This is a genomic window from Bradyrhizobium genosp. SA-4 str. CB756, assembly GCF_000473125.1.
Lineage (GTDB): Bacteria > Pseudomonadota > Alphaproteobacteria > Rhizobiales > Xanthobacteraceae > Bradyrhizobium > Bradyrhizobium arachidis.
Genome location: NZ_KI421499.1, coordinates 7,745,125 through 7,758,357, shown reverse-complemented (window position 1 = coordinate 7,758,357; position 13,233 = coordinate 7,745,125). Strand labels below are relative to the sequence as shown.

The 13,233-nt window shown below is 65.6% G+C and carries 13 protein-coding genes; 9 read left to right on the top strand and 4 right to left on the bottom strand.

The features are described 5' to 3' along the window. The 6 genes from BRAGE_RS50900 to BRAGE_RS0137460 form a co-directional block, all read left to right on the top strand. Positions 1-2,313: hybrid sensor histidine kinase/response regulator (locus tag BRAGE_RS50900; protein WP_035730507.1), on the top strand; the 2,313-nt coding region annotated here is incomplete at its 5' end. A gap of 83 nt (positions 2,314-2,396) precedes the next feature. After that, positions 2,397-2,870 (top strand): chemotaxis protein CheW, encoded by a 474-nt coding sequence (locus BRAGE_RS0137480; protein ID WP_028146486.1) that lies wholly within the window; start codon positions 2,397-2,399, stop codon positions 2,868-2,870. Positions 2,871-2,901: 31 nt separating this feature from the next. Further along, entirely contained in the window at positions 2,902-3,288 is a 387-nt protein-coding gene (locus BRAGE_RS0137475) for a response regulator (protein WP_027563594.1), read from the top strand. 60 nt (positions 3,289-3,348) lie between these two features. Then, positions 3,349-4,227 (top strand): CheR family methyltransferase, encoded by an 879-nt coding sequence (locus BRAGE_RS0137470; RefSeq protein ID WP_027563593.1) that lies wholly within the window; start codon positions 3,349-3,351, stop codon positions 4,225-4,227. A 2-nt stretch (positions 4,228-4,229) separates the two neighbouring features. Beyond that, positions 4,230-4,547, top strand: coding sequence for a hypothetical protein (locus BRAGE_RS0137465; protein ID WP_027563592.1), 318 nt, complete (start codon positions 4,230-4,232; stop codon positions 4,545-4,547). Between the two features lie 147 nt (positions 4,548-4,694). Further along, positions 4,695-5,198 carry a response regulator gene (locus BRAGE_RS0137460; protein ID WP_027563591.1) on the top strand — a complete coding sequence of 168 codons (504 nt, stop codon included), beginning with the start codon at positions 4,695-4,697 and terminating at the stop codon, positions 5,196-5,198. Between the two features lie 54 nt (positions 5,199-5,252). Here BRAGE_RS0137460 and BRAGE_RS0137455 read toward each other — a convergent pair whose 3' ends face one another. Beyond that, positions 5,253-5,543: a hypothetical protein gene (locus BRAGE_RS0137455; RefSeq protein ID WP_027563590.1), complete on the bottom strand. Its 291-nt coding sequence runs from the start codon at positions 5,541-5,543 to the stop codon at positions 5,253-5,255. Between the two features lie 150 nt (positions 5,544-5,693). On the opposite strand from BRAGE_RS0137455, the gene BRAGE_RS0137450 reads away from it, so the two are divergent. Next, positions 5,694-6,329, top strand: coding sequence for a response regulator transcription factor (locus BRAGE_RS0137450; RefSeq protein ID WP_027563589.1), 636 nt, complete (start codon positions 5,694-5,696; stop codon positions 6,327-6,329). A gap of 78 nt (positions 6,330-6,407) precedes the next feature. Here BRAGE_RS0137450 and BRAGE_RS0137445 read toward each other — a convergent pair whose 3' ends face one another. The 3 genes from BRAGE_RS0137445 to BRAGE_RS0137435 all read right to left on the bottom strand — a co-directional run bounded on the left by BRAGE_RS0137445 (position 6,408) and on the right by BRAGE_RS0137435 (position 11,354). Continuing rightward, entirely contained in the window at positions 6,408-10,004 is a 3,597-nt protein-coding gene (locus BRAGE_RS0137445; protein WP_027563588.1) for a PAS domain S-box protein, read from the bottom strand. Then, positions 9,982-10,401: a response regulator gene (locus BRAGE_RS0137440; RefSeq protein WP_027563587.1), complete on the bottom strand. Its 420-nt coding sequence runs from the start codon at positions 10,399-10,401 to the stop codon at positions 9,982-9,984. The genes BRAGE_RS0137445 and BRAGE_RS0137440 overlap by 23 nt, the downstream gene beginning before the upstream one ends. A 248-nt stretch (positions 10,402-10,649) precedes the next feature. Next, complete coding sequence (locus tag BRAGE_RS0137435; protein ID WP_027563586.1) at positions 10,650-11,354, bottom strand: GntR family transcriptional regulator; 705 nt, start codon at positions 11,352-11,354, stop codon at positions 10,650-10,652. Between the two features lie 94 nt (positions 11,355-11,448). Here BRAGE_RS0137435 and BRAGE_RS0137430 point away from each other — a divergent pair, with 94 nt between their 5' ends. Then, complete coding sequence (locus BRAGE_RS0137430) at positions 11,449-12,468, top strand: ABC transporter substrate-binding protein (protein WP_027563585.1); 1,020 nt, start codon at positions 11,449-11,451, stop codon at positions 12,466-12,468. Then, on the top strand, positions 12,468-13,229 hold the full coding sequence (locus BRAGE_RS0137425; RefSeq protein WP_027563584.1) for an ABC transporter ATP-binding protein: 762 nt from the start codon (positions 12,468-12,470) through the stop codon (positions 13,227-13,229). Before BRAGE_RS0137430 ends, BRAGE_RS0137425 begins: the two co-directional genes overlap by 1 nt. Positions 13,230-13,233: the final 4 nt, after the last annotated feature.

Sequence of the window (13,233 nt, the reverse complement as noted above, 5' to 3'; positions counted from 1 at the left end):
CTGCGTCCGGGCGAAGTCTCGCTCGACGAGCTCGAGCGCGCCTTCCGCGAGACCGCGATCGAAGCGCCGGCCCCCGCGCCTGTTGCCAAGGCCGAGCCCGCACCTGCGCCGGCTGCTGAAGCCCCCGCGCCTGTCGCCAAGGAAACTGCGAAGGAAGCTGCGAAGGAAGCCAAGGAAACTGCAAAGCCCGCCAAGGAGAAGGCCGCGCCGAAGAAGTCGATGGCCGACGAGAGTGCCGGCGAGGGCGACCGCATCGCCAACCAGTCGATCCGCGTCAACGTGGATACGCTGGAGCACCTCATGACCATGGTCTCCGAGCTGGTCTTGACCCGCAACCAGCTCTTGGAGATCTCAAGGCGCAACGAGGACACCGAGTTCAAGGTGCCGCTGCAGCGCCTCTCCAACGTCACCGCCGAGCTGCAGGAAGGCGTCATGAAGACGCGCATGCAGCCGATCGGCAATGCCTGGCAGAAGCTGCCCCGCATCGTCCGCGACCTCTCCAGCGAACTCGGCAAGCAGATCGAGCTGGAGATGCACGGCGCCGACACCGAGCTCGACCGCCAGGTGCTCGACCTGATCAAGGACCCGCTCACCCACATGGTGCGCAACTCCGCCGATCATGGCCTGGAGACCCCCGCCGAGCGCTTGGCTAGCGGCAAGGGCGAGCAGGGCACCATTCGCCTGTCCGCCTATCACGAAGGCGGCCACATCATCATCTGCATCGCCGACAATGGCCGCGGTCTCAACACCGAGAAGATCAAGGCCAAGGCGCTCTCCTCCGGTCTCGTCACCGAGGCCGAGCTCGAGAAGATGAGCGAAGCCCAGATCCACAAGTTCATCTTCGCGCCGGGCTTCTCCACCGCGGCCGCCATCACCTCGGTCTCGGGCCGCGGCGTCGGCATGGACGTGGTCCGCACCAATATCGACCAGATCGGCGGCACCATCGACATCAAGTCGGTGGCCGGCGAAGGCTCCTCCGTCACCATCAAGATCCCGCTGACCCTCGCCATCGTCTCTGCGCTGATCGTCGAAGCCGCCGGTGACCGCTTTGCCATTCCGCAGCTCTCGGTGGTCGAGCTGGTGCGCGCCCGCGCCAACTCCGAGCACCGCATCGAGCGCATCAAGGACACCGCGGTCCTCAGGTTGCGCAACAAGCTGCTGCCGCTGATCCACCTCAAGAAGCTGCTCAAGATCGACGACGGCGCGGCCTCCGATCCCGAGAACGGCTTCATCGTGGTCACCCAGGTCGGCAGCCAGACGTTTGGCATCGTCGTCGACGGCGTGTTCCATACCGAAGAAATCGTCGTGAAGCCGATGTCGACGAAGCTCCGTCACATCGACATGTTCTCCGGCAACACCATCCTGGGCGATGGCGCCGTCATCATGATCATCGACCCCAACGGCATTGCGAAAGCGCTCGGCGCCGCCGGCTCCTCGGCCCATGACATGGGCGACGAGAACGGCGCGCATCACATCGGCTCGGGCGAGCAGACCACCTCGCTCCTCGTCTTCCGCGCCGGCTCGTCGCAGCCCAAGGCGGTCCCGCTTGGCCTCGTCACGCGCCTGGAAGAGCTGCCCGCCGACAAGATCGAGTTCTCGAACGGCCGCTACATGGTGCAGTACCGCGAGCAGCTGATGCCGCTGGTGGCCATGGAGAGCGTCACCATCGCCAGCCAGGGCGCCCAGCCGATCCTGGTGTTCGCCGATGACGGCCGCTCCATGGGCCTCGTCGTCGACGAGATCATCGACATCGTCGAGGAACGGCTCAACATCGAGGTCGGCGGCTCCTCCTCCGGCATTCTCGGCTCGGCCGTGATCAAGGGCCAGGCCACCGAAGTGATCGACGTCGGCCATTTCCTGCCGATGGCGTTCGCCGACTGGTTCACCCGCAAGGAGATGAAGCCGTCGATGCATTCGCAGTCGGTGCTGCTGGTCGACGACTCCGCCTTCTTCCGCAACATGCTGGCGCCCGTCCTGAAAGCCGCGGGCTACCGCGTCCGCACCGCGCCGACCGCGCAGGAGGGCCTCGCCGCTCTGCGCGCGCAAAGCTTCGACGTGATCCTGACCGACATCGAGATGCCGGACATGAACGGGTTCGAGTTCGCGGAAGTGATCCGCTCCGACAACAACCTTGCGGCAACGCCGATCATCGGCCTGTCGGCGCTGGTGTCGCCGGCGGCAATCGAGCGCGGCCGTCAGGCCGGCTTCCACGACTATGTCGCCAAGTTCGACCGTCCCGGCCTGATCGCGGCGCTGAAGGAGCAGACCGCGGGCGCCGCCGGCGCCTCCGAGCTGAGCCGGGCCGCGGCCTAAGAGCATGATCCGGAAAAGTGTGAAGCGGTTTTCCGACCAGATCATGCTCAAACAAAAGAGCGGCTAGGACGAGGAGAGACGATATGAGCAAGAAGACGCAAGTTGGCGAAGGTGCCATGGTCGAATACGTCACCGCGATGATCGGCGGCCAGCTGTTCGGCCTGCCGATCTCCCGCGTCCAGGACGTGTTCATGCCCGAGCGCGTCACCCGCGTGCCCTTGGCCTCGCGCGAGATCGCCGGCGTGTTGAACCTGCGCGGCCGCATCGTCACCGTGATCGACATGCGCGCCCGTCTCGGCCTGCCCAAGGCCGAGGACGGCAAGGCGCCGATGGCGGTCGGCGTTGACCTCCGCGGTGAATCCTACGGCCTCCTGATCGACCAGATCGGCGAGGTGCTGCGCCTGCCCGAGGCCGGCATGGAAGAGAACCCCGTCAACCTCGACCCCCGCATGGCCAAGCTCGCCGGCGGTGTCCACCGTCTCGACGGCCAGCTCATGGTCGTCCTCGACGTCGACCGCGTGCTCGAGTTGAAGACCGAAGTGCAGATGGCTGCGTGAACCAACGAAACATCGAACCCGGAGAACCAAAATGAAGACATGTTTGGTGGTCGATGACTCCAGCGTCGTGCGCAAGATCGCGCGCCGGATCCTGGAGGGCCTGGAATTCCAAGTCACCGAGGCCGAGGACGGCTCCAAGGCGCTCGAGATCTGCCAGAAGCAGCTGCCCGATGCGGTGCTGCTCGACTGGAACATGCCCGTGATGGACGGCTTCGAGTTCATGGGCCACATGCGCCGCCTGCCCGGCGGCGACCAGCCGAAGGTGGTGTTCTGCACCACCGAGAACAACGTCGCTCACATCGCTCAGGCGCTCAGCGGCGGCGCCAACGAGTACATCATGAAGCCCTTCGACAAAGACATCATCGCCGACAAGTTCGCTGAAGTTGGTTTGATCCCGGTCGGACAAGCCATGGTCTGAGTGTGTCTGGCCTGACGTTTGGGCCAGAGTGTTCCCAGTACAGCTTCGAAGAGGCTATCCGTGACCCCGACCGAGTACGAGTATCTGCGTAAGTTCCTGAAGGATAATTCGGGTCTCGACCTGTCCGCAGACAAGCAATATCTGATCGAAAGCCGCCTGCTGCCGCTTGCCCGCAAGGTGGGGCTGTCCGGCATCGCCGAGCTCGTGCAGAAGCTGCAGGCCGGCTCGCGCCAGCTGATCACCGACGTGGTCGAAGCCATGACCACCAACGAGACCTTCTTCTTCCGCGACAAGGTCCCGTTCGATCATTTCCGCGACACCATCATGCCCGAGATCATCAAGGCGCGCGCCGGCAGGCGCAGCGTGCGCATCTGGTGCGCCGCCGGCTCGACCGGGCAGGAGCCCTATTCGCTGGCGATGTGCCTGAAGGAAATGGGCGCGGCCCTTACCGGCTGGCGTGTCGAGATCATCGCGACCGACCTGTCGCTGGAGGTGCTGGAGAAGGCCAAGGCCGGCATCTACAGCCAGTTCGAGGTGCAGCGCGGTCTGCCGATCCAGATGCTGGTGAAATATTTCAAGCAGACCGGCGAGACCTGGCAGATCAATCCCGAACTGCGGGCGATGATCCAGCACCGTCAGCTCAATTTGCTGCACGACTTCGCCCAGCTCGGCACCTTCGACGTCATCTTCTGCCGCAACGTGCTGATCTATTTCGACCAGGACACCAAGATCAACATCTTCAACCGCCTGGCGCGCCAGATCGAGCCCGACGGCTTCCTGGTGCTGGGTGCGGCCGAAACCGTGGTCGGTCTGACCGATACGTTCAGGCCGATCCCGGAGCGGCGCGGCCTCTACAAGCCGAACGACCCGCGTGCCGCCGTTGCCAAGCCGGTGCTCGCCGGCGCGGCGCCGCGCATGGCGGTCATGGCAGGACGATAGGCATGGCCGAGGATGGCAAGGGCACCGAACGCGTGACGTTCAGTCGCGGCTATGATGTCTGCATCATGGCCATCGACGGCACCTGGCGCCGCGACTGCAAGCTCAATGCGATCTCCGACACCGACGCCATCCTCACGGTGGAAGGCTCGATCCAGGGATTGAACCTGAAGGAGTTCTTCCTGCTGCTGTCGTCCACCGGTCTTGCCTACCGCCGCTGCGAGCTGGTGCGGGTCAACGGCGCCGAGATGGACATCCAGTTCCTGCGCGGCAAGAACCGGAAGAAGCGCGGCGCAGCCGGCGGCCACGACGCGGCGGCCTGATCGGCGAGCAGTTGCGCAGGACTGCGCGCTTTCCCCGACGTTGCTTTATATTTGCTGAAACATCTGGAAGAATTTGCCGCGGCGGTTTTACGGCGCCTAAGCGCGAACCGTGTACCCATTGCCGGTCTCAATCTCAGGAATACGGCAATGCCCAGAAGTTCCCTCTCCCCTGTCTCGTCCAACCTGCCCGACGTCGCCGAGCGGCGTGCGCTTCAGCTGCTGGTGGTCGACGACGATGCCACGCAGCGCAGCCTGATCACGGTCGCCGCCAAGCAGGCCGGCCACGAAGTCACCGTGGCGCCGTCCGTGGCGGAAGCCATCGAGAAGCTCCGCGCCGCGCGCTTCGACTGCGTGACTCTCGATCTCGTGCTGGAGGACGGCGACGGCATCGACGTGCTGCGCGAGATGGCGGAGGCGAAATTCGCCGGTGCGGTGATCGTCATCAGCGGCATGGACGGCAAGCGCCGCAGCGCCGCCCGCAGCTTCGCCCGCTCCGTGGGGATCGAGCTCCAGAGCCTGCCGAAGCCGCTGGACCTCGCGGCCCTGCGCATCAGCCTCGCCAATCTCGGCAAGACCGCGATGGGCCTGCCGGCGATTCACACCTGGGGTGGTGTCGCCACCGACGCGATCGTGGAACGGCACCGCGCCTGAGGCGCGGAGCTGCCATGCAATCAGCTGCGGCTGGTCAGCCGCGCTGATTGCGACTTACGCTGCGCTGCCAGATTCGGACAATTGTTGCAGGGCGTGACTGAGCTCCGCCCGGCAGGCGTTGAGGGCGGCACTCGCCGTGGCATAACGCGGCGTGACGTCGTCGAGCACGACAATCTCGGTGGAACCCGCGAATGCGCTGTCGTCCTCGCTCTCCATCGCCGCGTCGATCAGACGCATGCTGATCTCGATGCGCGCGATCAGAGAGCGAAGTTCGGCTGCGATCAACTGACGGCTGTCAGTATCGGCCATCGCGGCGAGCGGGGGTATGCCGGCGTAATTTAGCATGGATATTCTCCGTACCCCGCAATTAGGCACCCTGCCGCTACTTGTGCGTTAAGTCCATGTCCCGTACAAATACGGGTGGGCCGAATCCGCGCCGATCGCCATAACGGTTTGGCGCGGACGCGAGTCCTTCATGCCAACTGGATGTGGCACATGGCCGAACAAAGCTCTCGCGGTGAAATCTTCGTGGTCGACGACGACCCTGCCGTTCGCGACACCTTGTCGATGGTGTTGAAGGCGGCGGGTTATGAGGTGATCTGTTTTGCGGACGGCGCTGCGCTGCTCTCCGTCGCGCGAAACCGCACACCGGCTGCGATCCTGCTCGACGTGCACATTCCCGGAAAGTCGGGCCTCGACATCCTGAAGGAGCTGCATGGCGAGGACTATCCGGCACCGATCTTCATGATCTCCGGGCAGGGCGACATCACCATGGCGGTGGGCGCCATCAAGAGCGGCGCGCTCGATTTCATCGAGAAGCCGTTCCGCGGCAGCGAGATCGTCGGCCGGCTCGACGAGGCGATCGGGGCCTATGCTCGCAGGCAGGCGGAAAACGCCTCGCCGAAATTCGGCTCGCTGCATTTCCCCGGACGCGAGCCGTTGACGCGCAGGGAGCGCGAGGTGCTGGAGCAGTTCGCCTCCGGTGCGTCCAACAAGGAAGCCGGCCGCACGCTCGGCATCAGCCCGCGCACCATCGAGGACCATCGCGCCAACATCATGAAGAAGCTCGGCGCACGCAACGCCGCCGACCTGATCCGCATCGTGATGACCGCGGCCCAGCGCGCGTCGTAAGCGCTGGTTCGTTCTGGGTTCCGGCTCTGCACAGCAGCGCTGCGCGCTGCAGTGCGTCCGGGACACGAGAGCGAGGCCTCAAGCGCTCAGGGCCTTGCGGATGATCCGCGCGAGATCCGACTTGCGGTAGGGCTTCGCCAGCAGCAGCACGCCCGAATCCAGCCGGCCGTGATGGATGATCGCGTTCTCGGTATAGCCTGACGTGTAGACCACCTTCAGATCGGGACGCGTCTTCGTCAGCTCGTCGGCGAGCTGCCGTCCGTTCATCTTGCCGGGCATGATGACGTCGGTGAATAGCAGGTCGAACGGCTTGCCGGTGGCGACGATCGCGAGCGCCTCAGCGGCGTTCGCGGCCTGCAAGGTGACGTAACCCAGCGAATGCAGCTGCGCCAGCACGTAGTCGCGCACCAGCCGGTCGTCCTCGACCACGAGGATCGTCTCGTGTCCGCCCTCGATCGTCACCGGTGTCACGCCCTCTGTGGCCACCGTCGGCGTCTTGCCGGGCGGCAGGTACATCTTGATCGTGGTGCCGTGGCCTTCCTCGCTGTAGATCTTGATGTGTCCCGCGGACTGCTTGATGAAGCCGTAGACCATCGAAAGCCCGAGCCCCGTGCCCTTGCCCGGTCCCTTCGAGGTGAAGAACGGGTCGAACACCCTCGCCAGCATGCTCGCCGGAATGCCGGTGCCGGTGTCGCTCACGGCGATCAGCACGTAATGCCCGGGCCTGACATCGTTGACGCTGGCATAGACCTCGTCGAGATAGGCGGCACCCGTCTCCACGATCAGCTTGCCGCCGCCCGGCATGGCGTCGCGGGCATTGAGCGCGAGGTTGAGGATCGCGGTGGTGAGCTGGTTGGGGTCGACGATCGCGACGCAGTTCTCGTCCTCGAACACCGATTCGATCTGGATCTGCTCGCCCAGGGTCGGCCGCAACAGCTTCGCGGTGTCGATGATCAGCGAATTGATGTCGATCTCGCGCGGCTGCAGCGGCTGCTTGCGCGCGAAGGCGAGCAGATGCTGGGTCAGCTCGGCGCCGCGCGCGGCGGCCTCGTCGATCATCTTGGTGATGGCCGCAAGCTGCGGCTCCTTCTCGACCGCCTCCGCCAGGATCTCGATCGTCCCGGTGATGACGGTGAGGATGTTGTTGAAGTCGTGCGCGACGCCGCCGGTGAGCTGGCCGACCGCCTCCATCTTCTCGGCGTGGCGGATACGCTCCTCGGCCGCGATCTTGTCGGTGAGGTCGCGGTAGAACACGTTGAACAGCAGGCCCTCGCGGCGCTTCAGCGCGGTGACGCTCAGCTCGGCCTTGAATTCCTTGCCATCGCGCCGCCGGCACATGAGCTCGCGGCGGCGGTTCAGCGTCCTACCGTCCTCCTCTTCCAGGAAGCGCTTCAGGCCGGCCTGGACCCGCGCGCGATCGCTCTCGGCCACGATCAGGTCGATCGTGCTCTTGCCGAGCACCTCGTCGCGGCGCCAGCCGAACAGCTGTTCCGCCTGCGAGTTCCAGTTCAGGATCCTGCTCGCCTCGTCGGTCTGGACGAAGGCGTCGAGCGAGGTCTCGACGATGTTGCGGGCGAGCCGTTCGCTCTCTTGCAGGGATTCCTGCGCGAGCCTTGCCTCCGTCATGTCGCGTCCGACGAAGAAGAACCGGTGCGCCTGCTCGGACCAGCTGCCGAGCCATGACAGCCAGACCTCGTGCCCGTTCTTGTGGAAGCAGCGGGTGTCGTCGAGCTTGGGGCGGTCACCGCGCCGCAGCGCGCGCATCTCCGCGCGGGAATGCTCCAGATGATCGGGATGAACGAAATCGGCGCCGCTGCGGCCGATCATCTCGGCCGGCTTGTAGCCGAGAATGGTCTCGCTGCTCGGACTGATCTGCGCGACATGGCCGCGTGCGTCCATGATCATGATCAGATCCTGCGAGGTGTCGAAGATCTGGCGGCGCTCCTCGAGCCGCTGCTGCAGCACGCGCTCGGCCCGCCGCGCCTCGGTGAGGCTGCGCGCGCTGCCGGAGGCGCCGACGATCTCGCCCGAAGGTCCCCTGATCGGCGAGAGGCTGAGCGAGATCTCGACCGGCGTGCCGTCCTTGCGCACGCGCACCGTCTCGAAGCGCTCGATCGGCTCGCCGCTCGCGATCCGCCGCAGATAGTCCTTGCCCTGCTCGCGGCGGTCGGGCGGGACTATGATGGAGGTGGGCTGGCCGATCGCCTCGTCCGCCGAATAGCCATAGAGGCGCTCTGCCGCCGGATTCCAGCCGGTGATGATGGCCGCGAGCGTCTGCATCACGATCGCATCGTCGGACGATTCGACCGCGGCGCTGAACAATTGCTCGCGCGCCGCATGATGGCTTCGCGCGGCCTCGGTGCGGCGATGCTCTCGGACCTCGCGCTCGAGCGCGGCCGTGTTCGCCCTGGTCTCTTCGACCATCTGGGCAAAAGCGCGCGCCAGCACGCCGGTTTCGCCGCTGGCGTCGACCGGAATGTCCGCCGGCCGTCCGCTGCCGATGGCCTCCACCGCCGCGGTCAGGCGTCCGATCGGCCGGGTCAATGAGCGCGCCAGCAGCACCGCGAGCGCCGCCGCGGCGAGCACGGCGAGCACGCCGACGAGCAGGGACGTCTTCTGAATGGCGGCCGGCACGCGGCCGAACACGGCCGGGGGAACGGTCACGATGATCGCGATCCACTCCTTGCCCGCAAGCAGCGCCGGCGCGAGCGCAGCGCCGCTTGGCCGGCCCGCGACGTCGGTTGTGAGGTGCGTCGACACGTCGGGCGTGCCGGCCGCGGCTGAAAAATACGGAAAATCATTGCGCCAGTTGGTGGGATGGCCATGCAACGAGCCGAATTCCCGCGTGCGGTCAGGATTGACGAGATAGTCGCCGCGCGAATTCACGACATAGATTTCGCCTCCCGAGCTCGTCGCCGCGCGGACGCGCTCGAGTGCCGGACGCATGTCGATATTGGCGACGATGATGCCGAACGGCTTGCCCGCCGCCGTGAAAAGCGGCGTCGCGACCCGCAGGGTCGGAATGTGCAAGTCCGTGGTCCCGCCCTGCCGGGTCGCGAGGTCAATCGGCGACACGTAAATCTCGCCCGGCGCGAGCTTGATCGTTTCCTGGAAGTAGGTTCGCTCGGTCTTGTGCGCCAGCTCGCTGTTGGGGACGATCCGTGCCGCCCCATTCGGGCCCGAGCGATCGACGCGGACCAGCTCGCGCTGGTCGTCGTCAATGCCGATGATTCGAAACTGCCCGTAGCTGGGCTTGGCCTCGATCTCGGCCACGAGCCGGGTTGCGATGCGCTCGCGCCAGGTCTGCTCCGAGACGCCGTCAGACGCGTCAATTCCGCCGCCGATGTGCGCGCGGATCAGGCCGTTGATGGCTGCGGCGGAGCGATAGCCGATCAGATCGCCGCGAACGCCGGAAACGTAGGATTCGAGATTGGTCGCCAGCAGCCGCGACTGGGCTTCGACCCGCTCCAGCACGCGCGGAATGACGGCTTGCGTGATGTTGCGATAGCCGAGCCAGCCGACGGCGGCCACGGTCACCGCCACCAGCAGGATCATCGCGATGGCCAGCCGCGTCGTGAGCGTCATGGGGATGTTCGCTGGACGTCCCGTATGGCCACGCTTGTTCTGGACTGGAGCAGAGGAGCCGTCCTCGTCATCGCTGGCCGGAGCTGACATCGGACCTCTCCGGCAGAGCCGCCTTCAGGCAGCCATCGACCGCGGCGAGCAGGGCGCCGGGCCCGAACGGCTTTTGCAGGCTCGCCACCGCGCCGAGCTTGGTCGCCATCTTCAGGAAATCCGGCTCCGCATAGGCGTCCGGCGTGGCCGAACGGCCGGAGATCACGATGATCGGAACGGCCGGCCGCTGTGCCCGGATGTGGCGCATCGTCTCCAGCCCATCCATGCCGGGCATGAAGATGTCGAGAAACAACAGGTCGAAATGGCTGGCCTCGAACGCTGCAAGTCCCTGGCGGCCGTCGCCGGCGACGGTGACGTGATGTCCGGCCCTCTCCAGGAGCAGCCGGATCGTGATCTGCACGGCGGGGTCGTCATCCACGATCAGGATGTTGGCCACGTCTGAAATCCTCCGGGGCGGAGGGGACATTCCAGCGCCCCCAAATCAAGCCATCAAATATGAAATTGTTGCGCGGATTCCGCCCAGCCTGCAAGCACTTCGCAACGATGCGGCGGTTTCCCGGCGCGGCACGTCCCGGTGCCGCCATTATGCATGCTTTCGTGCACATGGCTTGCCGGATGTGCCGCAAAAGGCAGTGGAACTGTCCGAACGGTTATTCCAGGGTTCGGTGACGGTTCATCGCAGCCCTAGTCGGTCAGGTACTCGGGATAGCGGCTCCGGATCTTGTCCAGCTCGCTCAGGGTGCCCGACAGGTGCGTGCGCAGGTGCTGCTGCGCGGCATCGGGGTCGCCGGCCTCGATCGCGCGCGTGATCAGCTTGTGATGGCGCACGATGTTCTGGGCCTTGCCGGGTGAGGGCAGATGCAGCCGGCGCAGCCGGTCGATATGTCCGCTGCGGCTGCGCACCAGCGACCAGAGCTCCTGCTTGCCCGCGGCGGCGTAAAGCTGCGCGTGAAAATCATTGTCGCCGGCGATGAAGCTCTCGAAATCGCCGGCCCTGGCGAATTGCTGCTGGAGCGCGATCGCGTGGTCGAGCCGGATCACCAGGGCCGCGTCATGCTCTTCCGCGAGCAGCCGGACGATTTCGAGCTCCAGCGCCTGGCGCAGGAAATGGGCCTGCTCGGCGCGGCCGACATCGACCCGGCTGACCACGGTCGCGTGCTGCGGAAACACCTCGACCAGTCCTTCTTCCTCCAGCCGCATCAGGGCGTCGCGGATCGGGGTCGAGCTGACGCCGAATTGCGTGGCGAGCTCGGTGCGCGACAGCGGCGCGCCCGGCGGCAGTTCGAGCGCGAGAATGGCGTTGCGCAGCCGCTCGAACACCTGCGGCGCGGCCTGCCGGGCCCGGTCGAGGCGGGCGGCCGCGCGCGGCGCGGTATGGACGGTTTCCATGGCAATGGCTCCGGCAGGCTTGCCTTTGATGCACTAATGCATTAGTGCATCAGCGGGGTCGCACGTCAATGGCGGCCGGAGGAAACGAACAACAATGATGAAGCAATTGCAGCGTGGCCTTGCGGCCATGGCCTTGATCACCGCCGCCGCCCTTTTCGCGCCCGCGGCGCAGGCGCAGCAGAAATCCGAGATCGCGCTGTCGCGCCAGCCCGGCATTTTCTACATGCCGAGCCACATCATGGAGAAGCTGAAGCTGATTGAGAAGCATGCGGCTTCGCTCGGCGTTTCCGGCGTCACCACCAAATGGATCACCTTCTCCGGCGGCGGCGCGCAGACCGATGCGCTGCTCGCGGGCGGCGTCGACATCCTCAACACCGGCACCGGCAATCTGCTGCTGCTGTGGGATCGCACCCGCGGCGGCGTGAAGGGCATCGTCGCGACCTCGGCGCAGCCGATGACGCTGATCAGCCGCGACGACAACATCAAGTCGATCAAGGATTTTGGGCCCGCCGACAAGATCGCGGTGCCGACGGTGAAGGTCTCAACCCAGGCGATCGTGCTTCAGATCGCCGCCGCCGAAGCGTTCGGCGCCGACCAATGGTCGAAGCTCGATGCCAACACCGTGCAGCTCGGCCATCCCGATGCTTATGCGGCGCTGTCCAATCCGAAGCATGAGGTGCACACCCACTTCTCGATCCCACCCTTCACCTTCCTGGAGCTGAAGAACGTGCCGGGCGCGCATGTCGTGCTGAACTCGCCCGACGTGATGGGCGGCCCGCTCAGTCAGGCCCAGTTCTTCACCACGACCAAGTTCGCCGACGCCAACCCGAAGATCATCCAGGCCGTGCGCGCTGCCACCAAGGAGGCGCAGGACCTGATCCGCAGCGATACGAAGCAGGCGGTCGAGATCTACAAGGAGATCACCGGCGACAAGACCTCGGTCGAGGAGCTGCTCGATCTCCTCAAGCAGCCCGGCATGATGGAGTGGAATCTCGAGCCGCAGGGCACGATGAAGTTCGCCGCCCATCTCTACAAGACCGGCACGCTGAAGACCCAGCCCAAGGCCTGGACGGACTATTATCTCCCCGTCGCGCACGACCTGAAGGGCAACTGATGGCGCTGCTCGACGTCAACTCCGTGACGCTGCGCTACAAGACCTCGAGCGCAGTCGTCACAGCCACGGAGAGGGTGAGCTTCACTGTCGACAAGTCCGACCGCTTCGTGCTGCTCGGACCGTCCGGCTGCGGCAAGTCCACCCTGCTCAAGGCCGTCGGCGGCTATATGTCGCCGAGCGAAGGCCGCATGAGCATCAGCGGCCGCGAGATTCACGGCCCCGGCGCCGACCGCATGATGATCTTCCAGGAGTTCGACCAGCTCCTGCCCTGGAAGAGCGTGCTCGCCAACGTGATGTTCCCGCTGCTGACGGCGCGAAAGCTGTCGCGCAAGGACGCCGAGGCGAAGGCGCGGGCCTATATCGAGAAGGTCGGCCTCACCCGCGTGGTCGATGCCTATCCGCACACGCTATCCGGCGGCATGAAGCAGCGCGTCGCGATCGCGCGCGGCATGGCGATGGAGCCGGACATTTTGCTGATGGACGAGCCGTTCGCAGCGCTCGATGCGCTGACGCGCCGGACCTGCCAGGACGAGCTGCTCCAGCTCTGGAGCGAGACCAAATTCACGGTGCTGTTCGTAACGCATTCGATCGCGGAAGCCATCCGCATCGGCAACCGCATCCTGCTGCTGTCGCCGCATCCGGGCCGGGTCAAGGCCGAGGTCGTCGACGTCGACAAGGTCAGCAATGACGACGGCAGTGCCGGCCGGCTCGAGACGGAGATCCACGATCTCCTGTTTGCCGGCGAAGCAACGGCGCACTAGGGGA